Here is a 24,176-nt window from a genome sequence, read left to right as displayed (position 1 = left end):
GGCTACGGGTTTTATAGTTCATGCTTTGCACGTTCTTCATTCGTGTAAATCAACTGCATTGGATTGCCACCAACAAAAGCTCCAGCGGGAACACTTTTATGCACAAGAGTCCCTGCTGAAACAATCGCCCCATCACCGATCGTAATGCCAGGGAGCAACGTACTGTTTGCGCCAATCATGACCCTATCCCCGATCACCACATCTCCAAGCCGATACTCATCAATTAAATATTCATGAGCAAGAATGGTTGTGTTGTAGCCAATTATCGAATTTTTACCGACAGAAATCTTTTCTGGAAACATGATGTCAAGCATTACCATTAATGCAAAAGCAGTCTGATCCCCAATTTTCACGCCAAGAAACGTTTGATATAACCAGTTCTTAACGGGAATGAATGGCGTATAACGAGCAACCTGAATAATGATAAAATTTTTAACCACCTTCCAGAAAGGAACGGTTTTGTAAATTTGCCAGAGCGCATTACTTCCAGTTACAGGATACCGCTCCGTCTTTCTCACTGGTTTACTCCAGCAATGGAAAGAAGCTCAGCCATATGATCAATCATATAATCAGGCTTATAGGATGATAGAAAATCACGGCCTTTAATTGTCCAGGATACGCCAACTGTCGCTACCCCGGCATTTTGACCGCCAAGAATGTCATACTGACTGTCACCTACCATAAGGGTTTCACTCTGCACCGCGCTTAGCTTCTTCATCGCGGTTTCAAGCTGTTCAGGATGTGGTTTCGGATTCTCTACTTCATCTACTGTGATCACAACCGGGAAGAACTGATCAAGCTGTGTTAGTTTTAATCCCATTTCCACTGTGTTTCTCATTTTAGACGTTACAATAGCCATCTTATAGCCATTTTCCGATAACGTTTTTACTGTTTCAAAAACCCCATCAAACTCGGTTACAAGTTTGTCATGGTTTTCAATGTTGTGTTTACGATAAAAGGCTACCATCTCTTCTGCAAGGTTTTCATCGTGCTTTTCAAATGTATGGTAGAGCGGTTCTCCAATAAAACCAACTAATTCTTCATCACTATATCGTCCAGGATAATAGTGTTCGAACGTGTGTTTAAACGAAGCCATAATGAGATCATTGGTATTGATTAGTGTGCCGTCTAAATCAAATAGAATAGTATTAATATTATTAATGTTCATACGATGGTTCCTTTCTGTTTGAAGCGCTAATTTCACGTCGTTTCCAGACGATAGAGACGACGATCGTGAGAATGATGGCCGTCACTAGTCGAACAAGAAGCAGCCAGATAACAGGAATGCCAAGTGGAATAAAGATAAGCGTATCTTCAATAACAGCATGACAGGCTACAAGGAAAATAAACGCTAAATAAAGATCTTTTTTCTCAACGCCATCTTCTTTAACAGCTTGAATCATGACACCAGCCCCATATGCTAGACCAAAAACAAGACCTGCTGCAAGTGTTGTTGATGTATTCTCTTTCATCCCAAGACTTCTTGTGACCGGTGCCATCCACCGAGAAAACGTTTGAAGCCAGGAAAAGTCTTTCATAATTTGAATAAAGATCATGAGCGGTATAACGATGAGTGCAAGCTGCAGGACACCAAACGATGCCTTCTCAAGACCCTGGAGAATGATAGCTCCCCAGCCGCTAACTTCCTCACTTGTTTTTGAAACAAGCCCATAAACAGCCTGCTCACTTCCGCCGTGCCAGACGAGATTAATCACAAATGCGGATAGAAACGCAAGGCCAATCCTGACAGTTAGAATAACCCAGAGCTTAACCCCAACTTTAGCTGCCACTCCTGATTCAATCAGCAAATTATGTGAGAACGATAGCATAACGGCTAGAATAAAAACTTCTTTTACTGAAAGATCAAGTGTGAGGATCGCACCTATACCAGCATACAGGTTAAGAAAGTTCCCGATAACAAGTGGAATGGCTGCCTCACCTGACAGTCCCAGCCACTTCATCACAGGTTCGATGATACCAATAATCCATTCAAGGACAGGAGTATAGCGAAGGATGGTAACTGCAAGCGTAATCGGAAAAATAATTTTCCCAAGCTCCCATGTTGTTTGAAAACCCGCTTTCAAACCCCGTCGTAACGTGCCCATTCAATCGCCTCCTTTTATCCTTTTTCGTTATAAGGCTTTGGTTTAACTTTTATGCGTCGATAGACAATGAGTGTAATCGCTAATATTACAAGCACAACAGAAATTACCTGAGCTACTCGAAGGGTTTCCGTAAGCATCAGGCTATCGGTCCGAAGCCCTTCAATAAAGAATCGGCCGACAGAATACCAGATCACGTAGGAAAGGAAGATCTCTCCCCGTTTAAGAGACGTTCTTTGTAAAAGAATTAACAAGATAACCCCTGCTATATTCCAGAGTGACTCGTACAAAAATGTTGGGTGGTAATAGGTTCCCTCTATATACATCTGATTGACAATAAAGTCCGGTAACATCAAATTTTCAAGAAACTCTCTTGTAACAGGACCACCATGGGCTTCCTGATTCATGAAATTCCCCCAGCGGCCAATTGCCTGACCAAGAAGAATGCTAGGTGCAGCAATATCAGCTATTTTCCAGAAAGAAATGCCTCGCTTTCTAGTAAACACAATGCCTGTTATAACAGAACCAATTAGCGCCCCATGGATCGCGATGCCGCCTTCCCAAATGGCAAAAATATCACCAGGATTGTCTTTGTAATAGCTCCACTGAAAAATTACATAATAGATACGAGCTGAAATGATAGCAATCGGGACAGCCCAAAGGATTAAATCAACAAACGTTTCTTTCGGAAGCCCCTGTCGCTGCGTTTCTCTCACTGCAAGAAGCAATCCGAGATAGGCGCCGAATGCAATAATAATGCCGTACCAGTAAATCGAGATCGGTCCAAGCTCAAGGGCGACTCGATCAAGCGGCTGTATCGAAGCTAGCATGTAGTTGTCTCTCCTTTATCCATTAACAAATTAAGATTAGATACTATCGTGTTCATCCCCATCTTCTATTTCTCTTGTTAGTCTTTCAGAGAATTGTTTTGCTGCATTCATTCCCATATTCTTCAACCGGAAATTCATGGCTGCCACTTCAATGATAATGGCAAGGTTACGTCCAGGGCGAACCGGTACCACAAGTCTTGGAATGTTTGAGTCAATAATTTTCATATATTCTTCCTCAAGTCCAAGTCGATCATAGACTTTGGTGGAATCCCATAATTCAAGATTCATCACGAGGGAGATTTTTTTGTAATTTCGAATCGCTCCTGCACCAAAGAGGGTCATAACGTTGATGATGCCCAATCCACGTATTTCAAGAAGGTGCTGAATTAATTCAGGTGCACTACCAACAAGGGTATTTTCAGCTTCTTGACGAATTTCAACGGAATCATCCGCTACTAGACGATGACCTCGTTTGACGAGCTCGAGCGCCGTCTCACTTTTACCAACACCACTTGAACCTGTAATGAGAACACCTACACCGTAAATATCAACTAATACACCATGAATTGCCGTATTTGGAGCAAGCTGGCTTTCAAGGTAGTTTGTTAAACGGCTGCTTAATCGAGTCGTTGTCATATTTGAACGTAAAATAGGAACATCATTGCCTTTTGAAGAGTTAACTAGTTCTTCAGGAACATCCATTTCTCGTGAAATAATGATACCTGGCGTTTCTTCTGTACAGAGCTTCTCCATCCGCTCCTTCTTCTGCTCATCAGTTAGGCCGTTAAAGAATGACATCTCTGTTTTTCCAAGTAATTGCAGTCGACCAGCCGGATAATAAGTGAAAAAACCCGCCATTTCAAGACCTGGGCGTGAAATGTCGCTCGTCGTGATCGGACGATGGATCCCTTCCTCACCACTCACGAGCTCAAGACCAAACTTCTCAATAATATCCTTCATGCGAACTTTAACCATTCGTGAACCTCCTATGTAAGAACCGCAAACCACAGTTCAATTTCAACTATTTCCTATTGTACCATTTTGAATGGGGGTCAGACACGTGTCTGACCCCATTAAAAAAAAGAAGCCGCTTCAGCGGCTTCTCCCAATTTGCTTCTCTTTTACACTTTCAACGGAACGACTGCATCATGAATTTGCTGATCAAGATCTTGAAGATGAGCTTCTTTCACTTCATTTGACCAGTTTAGTCGTTTCGCCATGTATTCGACCACAGGCTCTTTCCAGCGACGCACCCAATCAATGTCGAAGTAAAGCGCACTCGTTCTTCGATTGAAGTAATCAAGAGGTGTAGCAACCATCTCTTCTTCAATGCCATAGATAAGCGTTGAGAATACTTCAAGACTTAAATGGTGGAAACTTGCTTCTGTCCCTATCGTTTCAATGATCTGGTAAATCCGCTCAATGTTTGATCCATAGCGATGAACAAGAGTTTCAGCTTCATTGACGGTTAACCCAAGTGTTGTCCCACGACGCACCTGTTCCTTAGCATATGCTTTAAATCCTTTACTACCTCCAACATTTCCTCCAGAAAGAATCATGTTTTTCGTAGAAGATGCCGGAAACTTCCCGTGCTTCTCTTCTTTAAATTGATCAGCGATAAGATCAATCACTTTTTCAGCCATTTTACGATAGCCTGTTAATTTTCCACCTGCAATTGTAATTAACCCTGAATCAGATAGGAAAACTTCATCTCTACGAGAAATTTCAGATGGATCTTTCCCTTCCTCGTGTATCAATGGGCGTACACCTGACCAGCTGGATTCCACATCATCTTTGGTAAGGTTAATGCCAGGAAACATATAATTAGCAGCATCCACAATATAATCACGGTCTTCAACAGTCATTTGCGGGTGCACTGGATTCTTAGAATATTTAGTATCCGTCGTACCAATATACGTTTTACCAGCACGAGGAATAGCGAACATCATTCTTCCATCCTCGAATGGTGTATCAAAGTAGACTGCCTGCTGTAGTGGAAATTTAGACTGATCAAACACAAGGTGAACACCTTTTGTTAAGAAAAGATGCTTTCCTTTTTTTGACTGATCTAGCTCACGGATCTCATCTACCCATGGACCAGCGGCATTGACTACTTTTTTAGCGCGAATTTCACGAGTTTCTCCTGTAATCACGTCTTTAGCACGGACACCGACTACTTTGCCATTTTCATATAAAAGCTGCTCCGCTTTCACATAGTTAACTGCTTTTCCTCCACGATGAACAGCTTCTTTCATGATTTCAAGTGTAAGGCGAGCATCATCTGTGCGGTACTCAACGTAATATCCTCCGCCTTTAACATCACTCTTACGAAGGAGCGGTTCTTTGTTTAATGTTTCTTTCTTGGAGAGCATACTTCTTCTTTCTTTTCGTTTAACTCCTGCTAATCGATCATAGAGAGCAAGACCCGCTCCGGTAGAAAATTTCCCAAAGGTACCACCTCTTATAATTGGGAGAAGCATCCACTCAGGTGTTGTAACGTGCGGTGCATTCTCATAGACAATCGCACGCTCTTTCCCTACTTCAGCAACAAGGCCAATCTCTAAATTCTTCAGATAACGAAGTCCTCCGTGGACGAGCTTTGTAGACCTGCTTGACGTACCAGCCGCGAAATCCTGCATTTCAATTACCGCTGCATTCATTCCTCGTGATGCAGAATCAAGCAAAATACCTGCTCCTGTTATCCCACCACCGACAACAAGTACATCCAGTTCCTCCGATACGATTTGATCAAGTACAACGCCTCTTTGTAATCCTGAAAATGGTTTAACCAAGATGATCACACTCCCTTAGATTGTATGGAAAATTGCAAAATTAACGTTTCGTTTTGAAATTAACTCTCTTCTTTACTTTACCCCTTAATCACGGTTCACTAAGCATATAGTTGCCGGACATAAAAAACCGAACAGAGTACAAAAAAAGACCACAACACACCAAGACATGACTTTCCCATGCTTGAGCGCTGTGGTCTTCTCCTATTCTCCGACCAAATTACTATTAACTTAACCCTATTGTAGCACAATCTCTATAAGAATGCCTACACTTAAAGATTATTTAAACGCCATTGTGGCATGCACTGCCTTTTTCCAACCATCATACAATTCTTCTTTTTGTTCTGCTTCCATTTCTGGCTCGAATGAACGATCCAATTTCCACTGTTGCTCAATTTCCTCTCGACTCTCCCAGTATCCCGTAGCAAGTCCCGCTAAATAAGCAGCACCGAGAGCAGTCGTTTCGCTTATTATCGGACGTTCCACTGGCACTCCGATCATATCGCTCTGGAATTGCATTAGGAAGTTATTGTTTACAACCCCTCCGTCAACGCGTAGTGTTTTTAAATCAATGCCTGCATCAGCCGTCATCGCATCTAGGACGTCTCTCGTCTGGTAAGCAAGCGATTCAAGAGTGGCACGAACAAAGTGTTCCTTACTTGTTCCACGTGTTAAGCCGAATACTGCGCCTTTGACATCGCTATCCCAGTACGGCGTTCCAAGCCCAACAAATGCAGGCACCATATAAACCCCATCTGTTGATTCAACTCGCTCTGCATATCGTTCACTTTCAGGGGATTCATTGAACATACGAAGACCGTCACGTAACCACTGAATAGCCGAACCGGCAACGAAAATACTGCCCTCAAGAGCGTATTCCACTTTACCATCAACGCCCCACGCAATGGTAGTTAATAATCCATTCTCAGACTTCACCGCTTTTTCACCTGTATTCATCAGCATGAAGCAACCGGTACCGTAAGTGTTTTTGGCCATTCCTTTTTCGTAGCAGGCCTGTCCAAATAATGCTGCTTGCTGGTCACCAGCAACCCCTGCGATTGGAACATTTTGACCGAAGAAATGATAATCAACTGTGTTAGCATACACTTCAGATGATGGACGAACTTCTGGAAGCATAGATTTTGGCACCGTTAACATTTCAAGAAGCTCATCATCCCATTTCAAATCATAAATGTTATACATCATTGTCCGTGATGCATTCGTGTAGTCAGTAACGTGGGCTTCTCCACCAGACAGCTTCCAGATTAGCCATGTATCAATTGTACCGAATAGCAGATCGCCATTTTCCGCTTTCTCACGAGCACCATCAACATTATCAAGAATCCATTTCACTTTCGTTCCTGAGAAATAAGCATCAATCAATAGGCCCGTTTTATCTTGCACCATATCACTGTGCCCCTGTGCTTTCAGCTCATTGACGATCCCTGCTGTTTGACGAGACTGCCAGACGATTGCGTTATAAACAGGCTTTCCAGTATTTTTATCCCACACAACAGTTGTTTCACGCTGATTTGTAATCCCGATTGCTTCTATGTCCTTTGCAGACAAACCGGAATTTGAAGAGAGCACCTGTGCCATTACGGAGAGAATCGAGCTCCAGATTTCCTGTGCATCATGTTCAACCCAACCTGATTTCGGAAAATGCTGCTTGAATTCTTTTTGGGCAACGTTTACAATTTCCCCTTTCTTATTAAAAAGGATGGCACGAGAGCTTGTTGTTCCTTGATCGAGTGATAGAATAAACTTCTTTGACATAGTAATTCCTCCCTATAAATTAGTAAACGCTTTAATTTTGAACTTCTGGACCAGACTGAATGCTGTCTGGTAATTTTTCTCCCATTTGATAGAGTCCTATGAATAGAACAGCCACAATAAGTGAAGAAATCCAGAAAACCATGTTGTAGTTTGCCTCAGTTACAGCTTTGAATAAAATAGCACCATACATCCCACCTGCTGCGGGGGCTACTACTGGAATCCAGGCATACCGCCAGTTCGAATCACCCTTTCCAGGTATTGGTAAGAAATAGTGAGCAAGTCTAGGTCCAAGATCCCTGGCAGGATTAATCGCATATCCTGTTGTACCTCCTAAAGAAAGACCGATTGCTACAATTAAAAATCCGACAATGAAAGGATTAAGTCCTTCCGTGAATTCATTCGAACCGATGGCAAGTAAACCAATCAATAGCATCGCTGTCCCAATAAATTCACTTAAAAAATTACTGAAGGTGTGTGGGATCGCAGGATCAGTTGAAAACACTGCCAGTTTAAGCGCTTTATCTTCTTCCTTACGAAAGTGAGGAAGAAAATGAAAGAACACAATACATCCACCGAGAAATGCACCAATCATCTGAGCTGTTATGTACCTTGGTACATCACTCCAGGGAAAATCACCAACTGCTGCTAATCCAAGCGTTACTGCTGGATTAAGATGGGCTCCACTAACTTGACCGGCTGCATAAACCCCCATCGATACACCAAGTCCCCAACCGAGTGCAACCACGATCCAGCCGCCCCCCTGTGCCTTTGAATCCTGTAGGTTGACGTTGGCGACAACACCACCGCCAAAAATGATCAAGATCATTGTCCCAAGTATTTCGCCAATAAAAGGAGACATTGTCTCACCTTCCTTATGAGTTTTTTAATAAACCCTTCCTGGAACCATTCCCTCTTTTCGTAATCTTAAAAGGGAAAATAAAAAGACCACACTAATTTTCCCTATCAGTTGATAGGGTTCTAGTGTGGTCTCCTCATCTCAGGCACGAGCTATTAACCTGTCTATTATTTAAACAGATAAATGTAAGCGGTGTCAAGTATTTTTAGGCTCGTAATGTTTCCACAGATCTTTTTTAGAAGTTGTGACAGCAGCTGCCCCTCCACTCAACGCGGCTTCCACGTCCTCTACTGAGCGAATAAATCCACCTGCAAAAATGGGAACCTTTATTTCTTCGTGAAGTTCTTCAAACACTTGAGGGATAATCCCTGGCAGCACCTCCACACAATCTGGCTGCGTGTTTCTTACCATACTGTAGCTTGTATCAAGGGCCATGGAATCAAGCATAAATAACCGCTGAACCGAAAGTATCCCTCTTCTTTTCGCAACAGAGAGCACATTTGACCTTGTCGATATTAATCCAGCAGGCTTCACTTCCTGACAAAGAAACTCAGCACCGTGCTCATCATTTCTTAAACCCTGAACAAGATCAGCATGTAACAATATTTTCTTTCCTGCTCGCGTTCCTTCCTTCACTACGGACTTCAATTGACCGAGATGGGTATCTAAAAGCACAATATACGTGTAGTTGCTATTCAATAACGTTTCAAAATCGCGCATCTTTCGAACAGCGGGCAATATACTTTGATTATGAAATGACATGAGGCTTCTCCCCTTTACTCCCTTCATCTTACCAAAAAAGCTGATAGATAGAAAAAGCACGCCGGGATGGCGTGCTATCTAGTCTTTATTTCGTATCGGATCGATGACAATCTTCTCGGTCAATAGGTTCAAGAGACCTATGATGAGTGACGCAATCAGCGCCATCCAAAAACCATCAATGGTAAATGCATCTCCCATTAAATAGGCCGTAATCATCAGGGTAAAGGCATTAATCACGATTAGAAAAAGACCAAGTGTTATGATCGTAACGGGAAGCGTAAGCAGAATTAGAATTGGTTTGATAAAGACATTCACCAGTGCAAGAATTACACTTGCAAGGATGGCGGCCCCTACACCTTTTAGAAAGAACCCTTCAAAGTACCCTGCAACAACCATTAAAACCACACTGTTTACCAACAAACTCAAAATCCATTGCCGCATCCGCTTCCCTCCTTTATCAATACAATAGCTAATTAAGCAAACCAGAAGTTACAAGTAAGAAACAGAAATGGATCCAGCAGTTGAGTTAGCTTCAATGCGATAGCTATGCTCTGATTCTTCTTCTGTTCTAAACTTTTTCAATCGCTGAGAGATTTCCTTTTTCTCACGTAAAATACTCATATGATCGAGATCTGTCGTAATCGCACCAATAGTCGATTTCAAATCTCCTTTTATATTCATCCCTTTTGGAACAACAACGTGGATTGTACCGTTTACTGTTTTAAAATCAGCACTGCCATTGACCGGATTTTGAAGAGTATGACGAATCGTTCCATTCATAGATTGAGCTTCTGTTTCCACAAAGGTGCCGTCAATTGTAATCGGACCATTGGCTGTCTCAAGTTCACAAATTTCTCCAGATGATCCTTCGACAACAATCGCTCCATTTCCCGTTTCAGCCTCGAGAACTTTAACGGATGATTTACGAACACCTATTTTACCGTTGGCTGTTTTCAGCTTTGCTTTCGCAGACGTCATATTTTCACCTGTCACATCTCCATTGAACGTTGTCACCCAGATTCCCTCATAGTCGGAAGAAGGAACATAAATCACAAGACTAACTTTCACATCTGCGCGTTCTGATTTAAACGTCATCCTGCCATTCTCTACAGAGAAGTACGTATCACGGAGAAGTTTATCTCTGGCATCTTGCTGATTGGATACACGATAGATATTTGCACGACAATCTATTTTTACATCATTCCGATCCCATGTTTGCAATGTGATTTCACCGTTTCTGATGTGAACATCCAGCGTCTTTGGATCAACGTCTGATTGCTCAAAGACATGGGACACTTCCTCAGAAGAACCAAAATTAAAATCGAGGTCCATATCTTTTACTTTTTGGATAAGCGATTCAACGAATTGTCCTACTTTATAGCCTGAGGCTGTTGTTCGATCTGCGTGGTCAGACGTCTTTTCCCTTTTATGCTCACCAGCTTCTTCATTGCTTCCAAGCGCTTTTAATAGCTTTGTACCTTCATCAGCTGAAATTTTGCCATCCTCAATCATTTTTAAAATCATTCTGCGTTCTTCGTTCATGTAAAACATCTCCTTTTTTTGATCGATTCTTGTGAACTTTCACGTGAACAATTACCAGCGGAGAACCTGAATCCCTTTTACAATGTTCCAGATGAACACAATGACATTTAATAAGCCAAACACAAAGATGCCTAGAATAATAACTGTTCCCACATCTAATACAAACAGTGTAATGAAGGCAAGAATTAAACTAACAAACGGAAACAAATGAGATAGAATTGCTCGCTTTGCGTGGTAAGAAACCTCTTCGTCTCTCATTACAAGAAAAACAATGATTGGAAAGAGAAACGGTGCAAAAAACACACTGAAATAACAAAGAGAGGACATTACTTTTTCAACAGACATGTTTTGTTTCCCCTTTCAACATTCTCTCCCTACTCTATACGATTCGTCAAAAATAAAGTTTCAAAAAGCAAAAAAAGAATCATTAAAAAGCGTAGAATATTCTATTTTTCTGAACATCACATCAGTTTTCACTGATATGAAAAAAAGGCAGCTAGAAGCTACCTTTTTCACATTAAACAGATTGCGTTTGTTCCATCCTTTTCTTCATGCGATTTTTATCCCGCTCAAGGATCGGTGCTAGATAGCGTCCTGTGTAAGAGCGCTCTTCCTTTGCAATCTTTTCAGGTGTACCGGTTACGATAACTTCTCCACCACCGTCTCCGCCTTCTGGTCCAAGGTCAACGAGGTGGTCAGCTGTTTTAATCACATCAAGATTATGTTCGATAATCAATACTGAATCACCGTTTTCCACGAGACGCTGCAGCACTTCAAGAAGACGCGAGATATCGTCTACATGAAGACCAGTTGTCGGTTCATCAAGAATATAGAGCGTTTTACCAGTTGATCGTTTGTAAAGCTGTGATGCCAGCTTTACACGCTGGGCTTCACCACCAGAAACCGTTGTCGCAGGCTGTCCAAGCTTTATATAGCTTAAGCCTACATCATAAAGGGTTTGAAGTTTACGGTTTATCTTCGGAATGTTCTTAAAGAATTCAAGACCATCCTCAACCGTCATCGCTAAAATATCAGCTATGTTCTTGCCTTTATATTCAATCTCAAGCGTCTCCCGGTTGTATCGTTTCCCATGACACACTTCACATGGGACATAGACATCAGGAAGGAAGTGCATTTCAATTTTAATAATTCCATCACCACGGCAGGCTTCACAACGCCCACCTTTCACATTAAAGCTAAAGCGACCCTTTTTATATCCTCGCACTTTTGCTTCATTAGTCTGTGCAAATACATCGCGAATAGCATCAAATACTCCTGTATACGTTGCAGGATTGGAACGCGGCGTACGGCCAATTGGCGACTGGTCAATATCAATGACTTTATCAACGTGTTCAAGACCGTTGATTTTCTTGTGCTCACCTGGCTTGTCTTTTGCCTTATGAAGCTTCTGAGCCAGAGCTTTATACAGAATTTCATTAATAAGCGTACTTTTCCCTGAGCCTGAAACCCCTGTTACACAGGTAAGCAATCCAATTGGTATCTTAGCTTTCGTATTTTTAAGGTTATTTTCCTTTGCTCCAACTATTTCAATGAAGCGGCCATCAGGTTTTCTACGTTCAGGTGGTACGGGAATAAACTTCTTCCCTGAAAGATATTCACCAGTCAGTGATTCGGGATCATCCATAATTTCAGCAGGGGTCCCTTCTGACGTAATGTAACCACCATGAGCACCAGCGCCCGGGCCAATATCAATAATGTGATCTGCCGCGAGCATCGTATCTTCATCATGCTCAACAACTATAAGTGTGTTTCCAAGATCTCTCATATTCTCAAGCGTTGAAATTAAGCGATCGTTATCACGCTGATGAAGCCCAATTGAGGGTTCATCTAGAATATATAAAACACCCATTAATCTTGAACCAACCTGAGTAGCAAGCCGAATACGCTGCGCTTCTCCACCTGATAATGTTCCGGCTGAACGGTTTAACGTTAAGTAATCAAGCCCTACATTGACGAGGAAACCTAAACGATCCTGTATCTCACGCAGGATCATTTTCCCAATAGTTGCTTCTTTTGCTGTGAGCTCAAGCTGATCGAAAAAACCTGCCGCATCTTTAATGGCGTATTCAGTCGCTTCCCCGATATGCTTGCCGTTTATTAAAACGGAACGCGCTTCTTTCTTTAAACGGTAGCCTTTACATGTCGGACATGGTTTTTGCGCCATATAGGCTTCCATTTGCTCGCGAATATAATCAGAACTTGTTTCACGATAACGACGTTCCACATTTGGAATAACACCTTCAAAAATAATGTTATTTTCACGAACCTGACCGAAGTCATTTTCATATCTGAAATAAACTTTCTCTCCATCGCTTCCGTAAAGAACCTTATCAAGTTGCGCTCGAGGAATCTTATTAACAGGCGTGTCCATGTCGATGCCAAAATGATTGCATACACTTTCAAGAAGCTGTGGATAATAGTTTGAGCTCACCGGCTCCCACGGAGCAAGCGCATGCTCGCGAAGTGATTTATCCCAATCTGGTATGACAAGATCAAGGTCTACCTCAAGCTTTAAACCAAGTCCATCACAAGAAGGACAGGCACCGAACGGGCTGTTGAAAGAAAACAACCTTGGCTCCAGATCACCAATTGAGAATCCACAGTAAGGACAGGCATGGTGCTGGTTGAACAGCAATTCTTCCTGACCCATCACATCTACGATCACCTGACCACTACCAAGATTTAGAGCGGTTTCCAGAGAATCTGCCAGTCGTGATTGAACCCCATCTTTTACGACGATACGATCAATGACCACTTCGATGGAGTGCTTTTTGTTTTTCTCAAGAGAAATATCGTCCGCAACTTCCAACATTTCACCGTCAACTCGAACGCGCACATAACCTTGCTTTTTAATATCTTCTAATGCTTTGACGTGCTCGCCCTTTCGTCCTGATACGACCGGGGCGAGAATCTGTAATTTCGTTCTCTCTTCATAAGTTAGAATTCGATCGACCATCTGCTCAATCGTCTGCGAAGTAATTTCCACACCGTGCCTTGGACAGACCGGTCGACCGATTCTTGCAAATAATAAACGCAGGTAATCGTAGATTTCTGTTACTGTACCTACGGTAGAACGCGGATTACGACTTGTCGTTTTCTGGTCAATCGAAATGGCGGGCGAAAGGCCCTCTATCGCATCCACATCGGGTTTATCCATCTGACCAAGGAATTGTCTGGCATAAGCAGACAGGGACTCAACGTAGCGTCTCTGTCCTTCTGCATAGATAGTATCAAAGGCAAGAGAAGACTTACCAGATCCGGATAAACCGGTCACAACGACCAGCTTATCTCTTGGAATTGACACATCAATATTTTTTAAATTGTGGGCTCTTGCCCCTTTGACGACGATCTCCTCGTTTGCCATCTATTCGTCATCCTTCCGCTTTAAGCTCTAATAATAAATCACGTAATTCAGCAGCACGCTCGAAATTCAGTTCTCGTGCAGATTCCTTCATTTCTTTTTCGACATTTTCAATCACTTTTGCTCGTTCCTGTTTCGTCATTTTACCTTGTTTAGGAACAGTGTACTCCTCGCCATCTTCAGCAGCGACTGTAGCGCGAATACCTTCGCGAACTTTTTTCTGGATGGTCTTAGGAGTAATGCCATATTTTTCATTGTAATCCATTTGTATTTCGCGGCGTCTATTAGTTTCATTAATCGCTATATCCATCGATTTCGTCACTTTATCAGCGTACAGGATTACATGTCCACCTGAGTTACGAGCAGCGCGCCCGATTGTTTGTATTAACGACCGTTCTGATCTCAGGAAGCCTTCCTTATCAGCATCCAATATGGTCACGAGTGACACTTCAGGAATATCAAGTCCTTCTCTAAGTAAATTAATGCCTACTAGAACGTCAAATACACCCAACCGTAAATCACGAATGATTTCAATTCGTTCAAGAGTCTTAATTTCAGAGTGCAGGTAACGTACCTTTACCCCCATTTCGAGTAAGTAATCTGTTAAGTCCTCAGACATCTTTTTAGTCAGGGTTGTGACAAGAACCCGTTCATTCCGCTCTGATCTTTTATTAATTTCATCAAGAAGGTCGTCAATCTGCCCTTCAATCGGACGAATTTCAATCGTCGGATCAAGAAGACCTGTTGGACGGATAATTTGTTCAACGACTCTTGTAGAATGTTCTTCTTCATAAGGACCTGGTGTTGCAGAAACATACACAAACTGATGCGCTTTTTCCTCAAACTCTTCAAAACGCAGCGGTCGATTATCTTTTGCAGAAGGGAGTCTAAAACCATGGTCTACAAGTACACCTTTCCTTGCCTGGTCACCATTGTACATCCCTCTTACCTGCGGAAGTGTAACATGTGACTCATCGACCATGATTAGAAAGTCTTCTGGAAAATAATCCATCAATGTATATGGAGTTGCCCCCGCATCCCGTAATGTCAAATGCCTGGAGTAGTTTTCAATGCCTGAACAGAATCCCATTTCAGCCATCATTTCAACATCATACCTTGTTCGCTGCTCAAGGCGCTGTGCTTCAAGCAACTTGCCTTCATTGTTTAACACTTTAAGACGTTCTTCTAGTTCAGCCTCGATTCGTTGAATCGCAAGTTTTAGCTTCTCTTCACGGGTTACGAAGTGGGAAGCCGGGAAGATTGCGACATGTTCACGCTCACCTAGAATTTCACCTGTCAGCGAATTCACTTCTGTAATGCGATCAATTTCATCACCGAAAAACTCGACCCGAATACAGTGTTCATCACGAGAAGCTGGGAAAATTTCAACAACATCACCCCGTACTCGAAATGTACCGCGCGTGAAATTAATATCATTCCTGGCATACTGAACGTCGACCATGTCACGGAGCAATTGGTCTCGATCTTTTTCCATCCCTTTTCGAAGAGAAACAACCAGACTTTTGTACTCTTCAGGATTACCGAGACCGTATATGCATGAAACACTTGCTACAATAATGACATCGTTACGTTCAAATAAACTCGATGTAGCGGAGTGGCGAAGCTTATCAATCTCGTCATTGATACTTGCATCTTTCTCAATGAACGTATCTGAATGTGGAATGTACGCTTCAGGCTGATAATAATCGTAATAGCTAACGAAGTATTCAACTGCGTTATTCGGAAAGTACTCTTTAAATTCACTGTATAGTTGTCCAGCAAGTGTCTTGTTATGTGCGATAATGAGCGTTGGTTTATTAACTTCCTGAATGACGTTTGACATTGTGAAGGTTTTACCCGTCCCTGTTGCTCCAAGCAGCGTCTGGTGGCGCTCCTTGCTTCGAACACCTTCAACAAGTTTTTTTATCGCCTCAGGTTGATCTCCCTCTGGCTCATAATCCGATACCAATTCAAACTTTCTTTCCACCATCTTCGCCTCCGTTCCTTTAATCTCTAACATTTATTATAGCATAGATAAAGGTCAAATCTTCAAATAAAGCGAACTGATATTCCCATATTTTTTGCTATTCTCATCTCACATACAAGAAAAAATAACTGATTCACATGTACTAACTATGTAAGCTTCCAGACGATCCTAATTGATCAAATAGAATACCATTATTGCCATTTCCCTACTTCATCCATTCTTAATCTGTTCAGCTGGTAGCACAGATTAATCTTCTATCTCATTTACCAGTATAGAACGAAAAAGAAGCGCCTATTCTTTTCAGAACAGCGCTACTTCATCTTTTTCTTATTTTGTTTTTGCGTTTTCTTAGAAAAATAGAATCCAATAAGGGAAGATACAATGGTTAAAATAATTAAATATATCGGGTGATCAATTCCACCGAATACAGCCCACATAAACAGAAGCGTTAACCCAAAGCTTACATAAGTATTATATGTAACACGTGTAAACACGACCATAATAATCGCAGGTATCAACAAAGCTGCTAAAATTTCTTGCATAATAATGAAGTTCCCCTCTCTAAGCACTCTCCCTCCATCTTACAACAAAGAGGGAGAAGAATGCTATGATGACCAAGTAAAACACATTAATTACTTATCATAATCATAAGAGGGGAAATTCTTTGTATTTGTATCCCACGGTTTAGGCGTACCAAATTCTCGTGCTAGCTTTCTACTCTCGCCTTTTCTGCCTTTACGAAGCTCTTTTCGTTCTTCAGCCGTTTCATTCAAAAATTGTTCCTCTTCTGTTTCAGGGTAAACACCTGGTACTTCTACCGGATTCCCTTCTTCGTCAAGAGCTACAAATGTGAGAAGAGCTGTTGCACATACATGGCGCTCACCTGTGAACATTTTCTCAGCAATAGCTTTCACAAATACTTCCATAGACGTTTTATGAGTCCAGGTTACCATTGACTCAAGACACACAATGTCTCCCTGATGAATCGGGTGAAGAAAATCAACCGAATCTGTGGAAGCTGTTACACAGGGTCTTCTTGAATGACGTGTGGCTGAAATTAACGCCACATCATCAATAAACGCCATTAGTTGGCCACCAAATAATGTTCCATGAATATTCGTATGAGTTGGATTGACGACTGTTGCTTTCGCCGTTCGAGAATCATTAGTTGATTTCAACGTTCCATTCTCTAAAACTTGCTCCATTATAATCACCTTTTCTTTCTTTTTCAAAAACTAAATTACTATGAGTATAAAGTGAAACTTCCATCAGAGGGGGATTTGCTTCATCCCCCTCTGATGGTTAGTTGAACCAATCGGACCTTTAGGGGCAGTTGACCCCCACCTAAACGTCTCGATTGATTTACATTTTGAGGTGGGGGTTTTACTGCCCCTTAAGGCTGGGATAAAACAGGCGATTTAGCTTGATACGCTATATTTAAATCCTCGTTCACTGATTCTTGTAATTGGATAGTTACTGGATCCGGCAAGCATCATGAGAACATCGTATAAAGAAGATGTTGAGATCGTTATTCCATAATGCTTTTCAAGCTGATCAGATAAATAAAGTGGCCCCATTCCAACCTGAGAACGTTCAAGAATTTCAATAACTTCTTTAGCAGGCGCTTCTTTCAAAACTGTGCTTCCAGATTGCATTTGACCCATAATCGTTTCCCGCTCTATTTCGAATTTCTGAAGCAACTTCAATTCTCTTTCATTTAAATCTATTAATTGCTGCTGCAGCTGCTTTTCTCCAGTCATTTCGACATGCTCCTTTGCGATATGATTGATGAAAGTGTAGCAAGAAGCACAAGTAGAGACAAGACTGCCTAAAACACTGAAAACGCAACCATGAAGACTGTAAAACACCTTTTAAAATTCCATATTTTTCTTGAATACAACCTATAACAAATTGGCATAGATATTCTTTAGGAAAGTAGTTTAATATTTAATCGATTATAAATTCATTACGATACATTAACAGAGTCAAAAAAGAAGAAGGCAATGAATATCGCCTTCTTCTTTTTCCTATAAGCTACTGAGCTTCCACTACTTCACTAAAACGATGATCCTTCACAAACAGCAACCCTAACTCATGATGAGTATTATTGTAGAGCGCTTTTTGTTCAAATCTCACTTCACCATTAAAATCAAGAACCTCCATTTTACAAAATGCTGCATTTTGCTGAAGAGCAGTATATAAATCCATTCCTCGTCCTAAAGAAACGCCATTCACTTTCGAAATAACTTCACCCACACGTAAATTCATTTGATCAGCTGGAGACTCAGGGAGGATCCCAAGAATAACAAGTCCCTCATTTCGCTCATTGAAATAGGCAGCTTTATTTTTACCACGATGAAGAAGTAAGATGGCGGCACGACCTACAGCCATCAAAATTAGTGTTAGAAGAGCCAACCATTCTATAGTTAGAAAGTAACTGACAAACCCAATTAAAACGCCAATCCCACCTAATAACGCCACCTGCCTGCCGTTATTTTTCATTTCAGGCAAAGGTAGTGCGTGGTGAATGAGCTTTCGAAATCCGATAGGAAATGGCAGGATGAAGAAAGAATATGCCTGATCGCCGAATTGAAGAAGTGGCCACCATGAAAGGGCTTCTACGTTTCCCGCTGGAATAAAAAGAAATAACGGAAGGAGCCATAGTTTCTGAACTTCATGGGCGCCTACAAGCTTTCCACGTTTACTTTCAACTAATCGCGGAGATGTTTGTTTCCCAGCATTTCGAGAAATCAGAATTCCTTCGATCAATACTAAAAAACCAACCAGTAATGCAGGAGTGATCATTGAGACAGAGTCAATACCATTCTGTATAGAGTTTAAACGCTCAATACCTAAATCGATTGGTGTATAAAATTCAACTAGTAGTACAGGTAAAATAAATACGAAAGCCGGTGATAAAAAGCGAATTTGGCCCGTAATCAATAGGAAGAAGCCAGCGATACTTAAAGCGACTGTAATACTAAGCGGTAAGGTGATGCCAAGAAACAAATTGACGATCATAAAAATTGCACCCATAATGAATCCCGGAACAATTGCAAAAACCAGATCGTCCAGTACATCGTGAACACGAGTATGAAAATCTCTGCGATCTCGTTTCACTCGCGAAAGACCAAGGATAAATGCTCCCAGTAGCGTGATATACGTTAGAGGGTGCATTAAAAAACTAAGCAACCCCTTAAGTATGGAAAGACCAATAGTATCCATCATCAAATTCTCCTCCATGTTTCTTTGCAGTCCTGTTGGAAAAAACCATCTTACTTTCGATAACCACATCAGAAAAAAATTCCGCAGGGTTTCCTGCGGAATAGCTTCGACATCAACTGCCTGTTTCCTTCTTGAATTTACTTTGTAAGAAGTTCCACAGCAGTTTCAAGCTGCACATCATTTTCAGGATTACGAATAGAATCGACGATATTCTCTTGCAGTTTTTGTGCCGTTTTTTCATCAATTTTTCCAGATACAGTTAGATCATTCGAACGCTGAAATGCTTTTACTGCGGTTGTCGTTTTATCGCTATAGTAGCCATCTGTTCGACCAGGTTCGAATCCAAGTCCTTTCAGCATTACCTGAGCAGATTCAACCTGTTCATTATTCTGATCATATTCAAGTGTCTTTTCGGCTGAAAGTGGATTCACATAAAAGTAAGCAGGCTGCTCAGCTTTCACTGTCGGTTCAATTCCTTCTTTATGAATCCAGTTCCCGTCAGGTGTTAACCATTTGTACATAGTAAGCTTGATGTTACTTCCATCACCAAGATCAACTGTCGTTTGAACAGTTCCTTTACCGAAAGAGGTTTCACCAACAAGATCATATCCGCCAGCTTCCTTAAGTGCACCTGCCAAAATTTCAGCAGCGGAAGCACTGCCTCGGTCAATTAGGCCTACGATCGGGTAGTCTTTTTTCTCCTCAAGAGATGAAACAGAGCTCTGCTTCTCACCCTGACGATCTTCGATTTGAACATACGGTTTGTCATTCGGAATCAGTTCTTCTGACATGTCAGAAACCACATTCAAAAGGCCACCAGGGTTATTTCGAACATCAAGAACCAATCCATCTATTCCTTGATCTTCAAGTTTCTTAAGTTCTTTCGAAAAGCTTTCGGCTGTATTCTCTGAAAACGATGTTACCTGTAACACACCGATTGTTTTCCCGTTTTCTTCAATTGTCTTAGCGTAAACCGTTTCAATTGGTATTTCATCTCGGGTTACTTTCACTTCCATTACTTCTGAAACACCAGGACGCAGAACACCTAGATTTACAACCGTCCCCTTTTCACCACGAATTTTTAGAACGGCATCATACAAATCCAATCCTTCTGTACTCTCGCCATCAATTGTCATGATTTTATCGTTTGGACGAAGCCCCGCCTTTTCAGCTGGTGAATCTTTATAAGGTGAGACAATAGTTACTCTTCCATCCTCCATACTGACCTCTGCACCAATACCCTCGAATGATGACCCGAGGGACTGGCTAAATTGCTCGGCTGTTTCCGGATCCATATAAACGGAATAAGGATCTTCAAGCGTATCAATCATACCCTTTATTGCGCCATCCAAAAGGTCCTTTTGATTTACATCGCTTACGTAGCGATCTGTAATCAATTCATAGGTTTTATTGATTTTCTGGAGTTCTTCTGAGGCAATATCACTACCGGAATTTTGTTTGAGAGATTGCTCACTGCTGCTCGGCTCGTCCTGAAATAGTGCAAATGCCGCATATGTACCACCTGAACCTATGAGTAAGGCGATCACAACAAGTAACGCGGCAACTTTCCCCTGTATTTTCAATGTACTCACCTCTTCTAATTTGAAAGAAAAGGCATCCCATCATAACGATGCGATGCCTTTTCATCTTATTGTACTATATGATTCAGTTGTTTTCATTATGTTTCCATGTCCCACAATAAGTAGATGAATCCGATAGTACTTTTAGAAAAAGTTACGAGGATTTATAGCATTTGACTTACTTGCATTCCATGAACCTTTATGGATTTCAAAATGCAAATGCTGTCCCTTAGAAGCTCCGGTGTTACCCATTGTTCCAAGGTAAGTACCTGCACTTACGGATTGGCCAGTGGAAACAGCGCGATTCTTCAGGTGTGCATAAACTGTTGTGTACATTTGCCCATTAATGCTATGCGTAAGGAAAACAACATTTCCATAAGTTGATGATTCATAAGATTTTAATACAGTTCCATCAGCTGCTGCTGTTACAGGCGGGTCGCCGGCCTGTGCAATATCAACTCCAGCGTGGAAAGATCCCCAGCGCTGACCCATTCCTGAAGTGAAAGCACCAGGTGCTGGTTTTTGGAAGCTAGCACTGCTTGAAGCTGATGGGGCTGGAGCAGGTTCTGGAGCTGGAGCAGGTTCTGGCTCAGGCTCCGGAGCAGACTTCGAGCTACTTGATGCAGCTTTTGCTTCAGCCGCTGCCTTTGCTTCTGCCTCTGCTTTAGCTCTAGCTTTACGCTCCGCTTCAGCCTTGCGTGCAGCTTCTTCAGCACGTTTGATTTCCTGTTGAACTGCTTTTTCTTGAGCTTCTAAAAGATCTGCAGTTTCATTCAAGTCCATCATATGATTATGAAGCTCGCCTTCTTCTAATTCAAGAGACTTCATTAGTTTATCCTTTTCAGCTTTCTTAGCGTCAAGTTCTTTCTTAAGACTTACAAGTTCAGCCTTCTTCTCTTCAAGTGAAGCGAGCTTGTCTTCTACTTCAGCTTTCTTTTCTTCTACAGCAAGCATGTCCGCCTTATGCTCCTCAAGAATCTTTTTATCCTGATCAGCAATGGTATTTAGAGCAAGTACACGTTCTACAAAATCTCCAAAAGTTGTTGCTCCAAGCAGGACTTCCATATAATCAACAGTCCCACCGCCATTTTGTTGCATAGAGCGCACACGATCTTTTAGAAGCTTATCCCGTTCTGCAATTCTTTCTTCAAGAACTGCAATTTCTTCTTTAAGTTGAGTGATCTGTGCGTTTGTTTCATTAATTTCGCTTTCTTTTGTTGAGATCTTTTCGTCTGTATCTGCAACTTCTTTGTCCAAACGTTCAATCTCTGCATGTACCTGGTCCTGTTCTTCTTTTACCTCAGCAAGTTCAGATTCCTTTTCTTTCAGTTCTTGTTGATTCGTTGACTTCTCTTCTTTAACCTTGTCTAATTTCTCGTCAAGAGATGCTGCATGAGTCGTTTGTGGAATTGCTGCAGTTGTTAGTCCGCTTAATCCTAAAGTCAATGTTAAAGCTGTTGCTATCACTTTACGCTTCAATCTTTGTTCCTCCCCCAAATAGATCATTCTATTTATCTGGTATTCTCTAAAGTTATACTTTCAAAAACTTACGCATTGATGTAAGACTTCCCCATAATCCGATAATGACCCCGAGGACAACGAGAAGTCCTGAAAGTTGATAGATAAACGGTGTTACTGGAAGTAAGTCAATGATAAATGTAGGAAAACGATTATTTATTAATTCAATCAAATAATAGTAGCCGTACATGAGAATACCAATTGGAATGAGTGATCCTAAGATTCCAATCAACAATCCTTCAATCAAGAACGGCCAGCGAATGAACCAATTTGTCGCACCTACGAGTTTCATAATTTCAATTTCATGGCTCCTGGCAACAATTGTTAGTTTAATTGTATTTGAAATGAGGAACATGGCTGTAAATAGTAATCCTACAACAAGTGCCAGTCCAACGTTCCGAGCAATTTCAAGAACTTTAAATAATCGATTTACCGTATCTTCGGCAAACTCTACATCCTGCACATTTTCTAGCTGCTTAATTTCTTCAGCAACTTTATTGACATCCTGTGGATCAGTTGTTTTGATAAGAAATGCATCGCTTAAAGGGTTCTCATCCCTCAGAGATTCAAAAACTTCTCCATCATCACCGAGGTTATCAATCAAATTATCGAGTCCTTCTTCTTTTGACTGAAAGGTAGCCGATTCAACTTCAGGAATATTTTCGATTTTGCTTTTCAGTTCGTCTTGCTGCTCTTGCTCAGCTGTTATATCAATGAACGCACTAATTTCAACATCGCTTTCAATCTGGTCACCAAATGCATTTAGATTAAGAAGTAAAGCAAGACAAACGCCGACTAGTAGCAACGTAACGGTTACTGCCGATATAGAAGCGAAAGTCATCCAGCCGTTCCGGCCGAGATTTTTAAAACCTTCTTTTCCATGACGGCCCAATGTTCTAATTTTCATACCCGTACTCACCTCTTGCTTCATCACGGGTAACCAAACCGCCATCAATTGCAATTACACGTTTTCTAAAGGTATTCACAATATCTTTATTATGAGTTGCCATTAATACCGTTGTTCCGCGATTATTGATTTGATCAAGTAAATCCATTATGCCCCATGCTGTTTCAGGATCAAGATTACCTGTCGGCTCATCTGTGAGCAGAATGTTAGGGCTATTGACGATCGCTCTTGCTATTGAAACCCTCTGCTGTTCCCCTCCAGAAAGCTCATCCGGTAGGAACCTGGCTTTGTTTTTCAAATTTACGAGACTCAGCACATCCATTACTCGTTTGCGCGTAGCTGCTTTGCTTTCTTCGATGACTTCAAGAGCAAAAGCGACGTTTTCATATACGGTTAGCCTCGGAAGAAGCTTGAAGTCCTGAAAAACAACGCCGATTTCGCGACGTAGCTTCGGAACATGCCTATTCTTCATTTTGCCAACGTCTTTTCCATTGATGATGATTGTTCCACTTGTTGGCTTCTCTTCCCGGTACATCATTCGCATAAAGGTTGATTTACCGGCACCACTTGGACCTACTATGTAGACAAATTCGCCTTTGTTAATCTTGATGTCAATGCCATTAATAGCTTTAACCCCATTGTTGTATGTTTTCCAAACATCTTTCATTTCGATCAAAATGTACCACTTCCTACTTGCTTAAATTCTCGATGCAAATTCTTAGAAGATAGGTTTTTCATATGATTAGTTTGTTACTGTATTGTCCTTTACATCTGAAGACATTATAACAAACAAATTCGCTAATTTAAGACAAATTTTTATTACATTTTTGTTTCAGTAGCGTGTTTATATGACATCTTTTGCAATAACTCTTTAATATTCCAGTGATTTTCCCAGAGTTAAGCTGTTTTGCTTTCCCACA

At 41.4% G+C, this 24,176-nt stretch carries 22 protein-coding genes; all 22 read right to left on the bottom strand.

Going from position 1 to position 24,176, the window contains the following annotated elements:
• Positions 1 to 11 precede the first annotated feature (11 nt).
• Positions 12 to 518, bottom strand: coding sequence for an acyltransferase (locus ABFG93_RS14900; protein ID WP_347548812.1), 507 nt, complete (start codon positions 516 to 518; stop codon positions 12 to 14).
• Positions 515 to 1,168, bottom strand: a complete 654-nt coding sequence (ppaX, locus tag ABFG93_RS14895) for a pyrophosphatase PpaX (RefSeq protein ID WP_347548811.1) — start codon at positions 1,166 to 1,168, stop codon at positions 515 to 517. Before ppaX ends, ABFG93_RS14900 begins: the two co-directional genes overlap by 4 nt.
• Positions 1,158 to 2,105, bottom strand: a complete 948-nt coding sequence (locus tag ABFG93_RS14890; RefSeq protein WP_347548810.1) for a nucleoside recognition domain-containing protein — start codon at positions 2,103 to 2,105, stop codon at positions 1,158 to 1,160. The genes ppaX and ABFG93_RS14890 overlap by 11 nt, the downstream gene beginning before the upstream one ends.
• Positions 2,106 to 2,119: 14 nt before the next feature.
• Positions 2,120 to 2,932, bottom strand: a complete 813-nt coding sequence (lgt, locus tag ABFG93_RS14885) for a prolipoprotein diacylglyceryl transferase (protein ID WP_347548809.1) — start codon at positions 2,930 to 2,932, stop codon at positions 2,120 to 2,122.
• A gap of 36 nt (positions 2,933 to 2,968) precedes the next feature.
• Entirely contained in the window at positions 2,969 to 3,907 is a 939-nt protein-coding gene (gene hprK, locus ABFG93_RS14880; RefSeq protein ID WP_347548808.1) for an HPr(Ser) kinase/phosphatase, read from the bottom strand.
• Positions 3,908 to 4,053: 146 nt separating this feature from the next.
• Positions 4,054 to 5,727, bottom strand: coding sequence for a glycerol-3-phosphate dehydrogenase/oxidase (locus tag ABFG93_RS14875; protein WP_347552859.1), 1,674 nt, complete (start codon positions 5,725 to 5,727; stop codon positions 4,054 to 4,056).
• A gap of 273 nt (positions 5,728 to 6,000) precedes the next feature.
• The gene (glpK, locus tag ABFG93_RS14870) at positions 6,001 to 7,497 is read right to left on the bottom strand and encodes a glycerol kinase GlpK (protein WP_347548807.1); all 1,497 of its coding nucleotides are present in this window, start codon (positions 7,495 to 7,497) and stop codon (positions 6,001 to 6,003) included.
• Between the two features lie 31 nt (positions 7,498 to 7,528).
• Positions 7,529 to 8,356 (bottom strand): MIP/aquaporin family protein, encoded by an 828-nt coding sequence (locus ABFG93_RS14865; protein ID WP_347548806.1) that lies wholly within the window; start codon positions 8,354 to 8,356, stop codon positions 7,529 to 7,531.
• 192 nt (positions 8,357 to 8,548) lie between these two features.
• Positions 8,549 to 9,115: a glycerol-3-phosphate responsive antiterminator gene (locus ABFG93_RS14860; protein WP_347548805.1), complete on the bottom strand. Its 567-nt coding sequence runs from the start codon at positions 9,113 to 9,115 to the stop codon at positions 8,549 to 8,551.
• A 78-nt stretch (positions 9,116 to 9,193) separates the two neighbouring features.
• A complete protein-coding gene (locus ABFG93_RS14855; protein ID WP_347548804.1) occupies positions 9,194 to 9,556 on the bottom strand; it encodes a phage holin family protein in 363 nt (120 codons plus the stop codon).
• Between the two features lie 48 nt (positions 9,557 to 9,604).
• A complete protein-coding gene (locus ABFG93_RS14850) occupies positions 9,605 to 10,657 on the bottom strand; it encodes a DUF4097 family beta strand repeat-containing protein (RefSeq protein WP_347548803.1) in 1,053 nt (350 codons plus the stop codon).
• A 51-nt stretch (positions 10,658 to 10,708) separates the two neighbouring features.
• Positions 10,709 to 11,002, bottom strand: a complete 294-nt coding sequence (locus ABFG93_RS14845) for a DUF4870 domain-containing protein (RefSeq protein ID WP_347548802.1) — start codon at positions 11,000 to 11,002, stop codon at positions 10,709 to 10,711.
• A 172-nt stretch (positions 11,003 to 11,174) separates the two neighbouring features.
• A complete protein-coding gene (gene uvrA / locus ABFG93_RS14840; protein WP_347548801.1) occupies positions 11,175 to 14,042 on the bottom strand; it encodes an excinuclease ABC subunit UvrA in 2,868 nt (955 codons plus the stop codon).
• A gap of 7 nt (positions 14,043 to 14,049) precedes the next feature.
• Positions 14,050 to 16,026: an excinuclease ABC subunit UvrB gene (gene uvrB, locus ABFG93_RS14835; RefSeq protein WP_347552858.1), complete on the bottom strand. Its 1,977-nt coding sequence runs from the start codon at positions 16,024 to 16,026 to the stop codon at positions 14,050 to 14,052.
• 311 nt (positions 16,027 to 16,337) lie between these two features.
• Positions 16,338 to 16,568, bottom strand: coding sequence for a DUF2198 family protein (locus ABFG93_RS14830; protein ID WP_347548800.1), 231 nt, complete (start codon positions 16,566 to 16,568; stop codon positions 16,338 to 16,340).
• Between the two features lie 90 nt (positions 16,569 to 16,658).
• On the bottom strand, positions 16,659 to 17,231 hold the full coding sequence (locus ABFG93_RS14825; RefSeq protein ID WP_347548799.1) for an acyl-CoA thioesterase: 573 nt from the start codon (positions 17,229 to 17,231) through the stop codon (positions 16,659 to 16,661).
• Positions 17,232 to 17,444: 213 nt separating this feature from the next.
• Positions 17,445 to 17,786, bottom strand: a complete 342-nt coding sequence (locus ABFG93_RS14820) for a hypothetical protein (protein WP_347548798.1) — start codon at positions 17,784 to 17,786, stop codon at positions 17,445 to 17,447.
• 274 nt (positions 17,787 to 18,060) lie between these two features.
• Entirely contained in the window at positions 18,061 to 19,254 is a 1,194-nt protein-coding gene (locus ABFG93_RS14815; protein ID WP_347548797.1) for a PDZ domain-containing protein, read from the bottom strand.
• Positions 19,255 to 19,388: 134 nt separating this feature from the next.
• Positions 19,389 to 20,828 (bottom strand): S41 family peptidase, encoded by a 1,440-nt coding sequence (locus ABFG93_RS14810; RefSeq protein WP_347552857.1) that lies wholly within the window; start codon positions 20,826 to 20,828, stop codon positions 19,389 to 19,391.
• 147 nt (positions 20,829 to 20,975) lie between these two features.
• Positions 20,976 to 22,310: a murein hydrolase activator EnvC family protein gene (locus ABFG93_RS14805; RefSeq protein ID WP_347548796.1), complete on the bottom strand. Its 1,335-nt coding sequence runs from the start codon at positions 22,308 to 22,310 to the stop codon at positions 20,976 to 20,978.
• A 52-nt stretch (positions 22,311 to 22,362) separates the two neighbouring features.
• On the bottom strand, positions 22,363 to 23,256 hold the full coding sequence (gene ftsX, locus ABFG93_RS14800) for a permease-like cell division protein FtsX (protein WP_347548795.1): 894 nt from the start codon (positions 23,254 to 23,256) through the stop codon (positions 22,363 to 22,365).
• Positions 23,246 to 23,932, bottom strand: a complete 687-nt coding sequence (gene ftsE / locus ABFG93_RS14795; protein ID WP_347548794.1) for a cell division ATP-binding protein FtsE — start codon at positions 23,930 to 23,932, stop codon at positions 23,246 to 23,248. The genes ftsX and ftsE overlap by 11 nt, the downstream gene beginning before the upstream one ends.
• Positions 23,933 to 24,176 lie beyond the last annotated feature (244 nt).

The sequence above is a fragment of the Pseudalkalibacillus hwajinpoensis genome (genome assembly GCF_039851965.1).
Classification (GTDB): Bacteria; Bacillota; Bacilli; order Bacillales; family Guptibacillaceae; genus Guptibacillus; species Guptibacillus hwajinpoensis_E.
The sequence above is the reverse complement of the archived record's forward strand: the minus strand, read 5'-3'. Positions and strand labels throughout refer to the sequence as shown.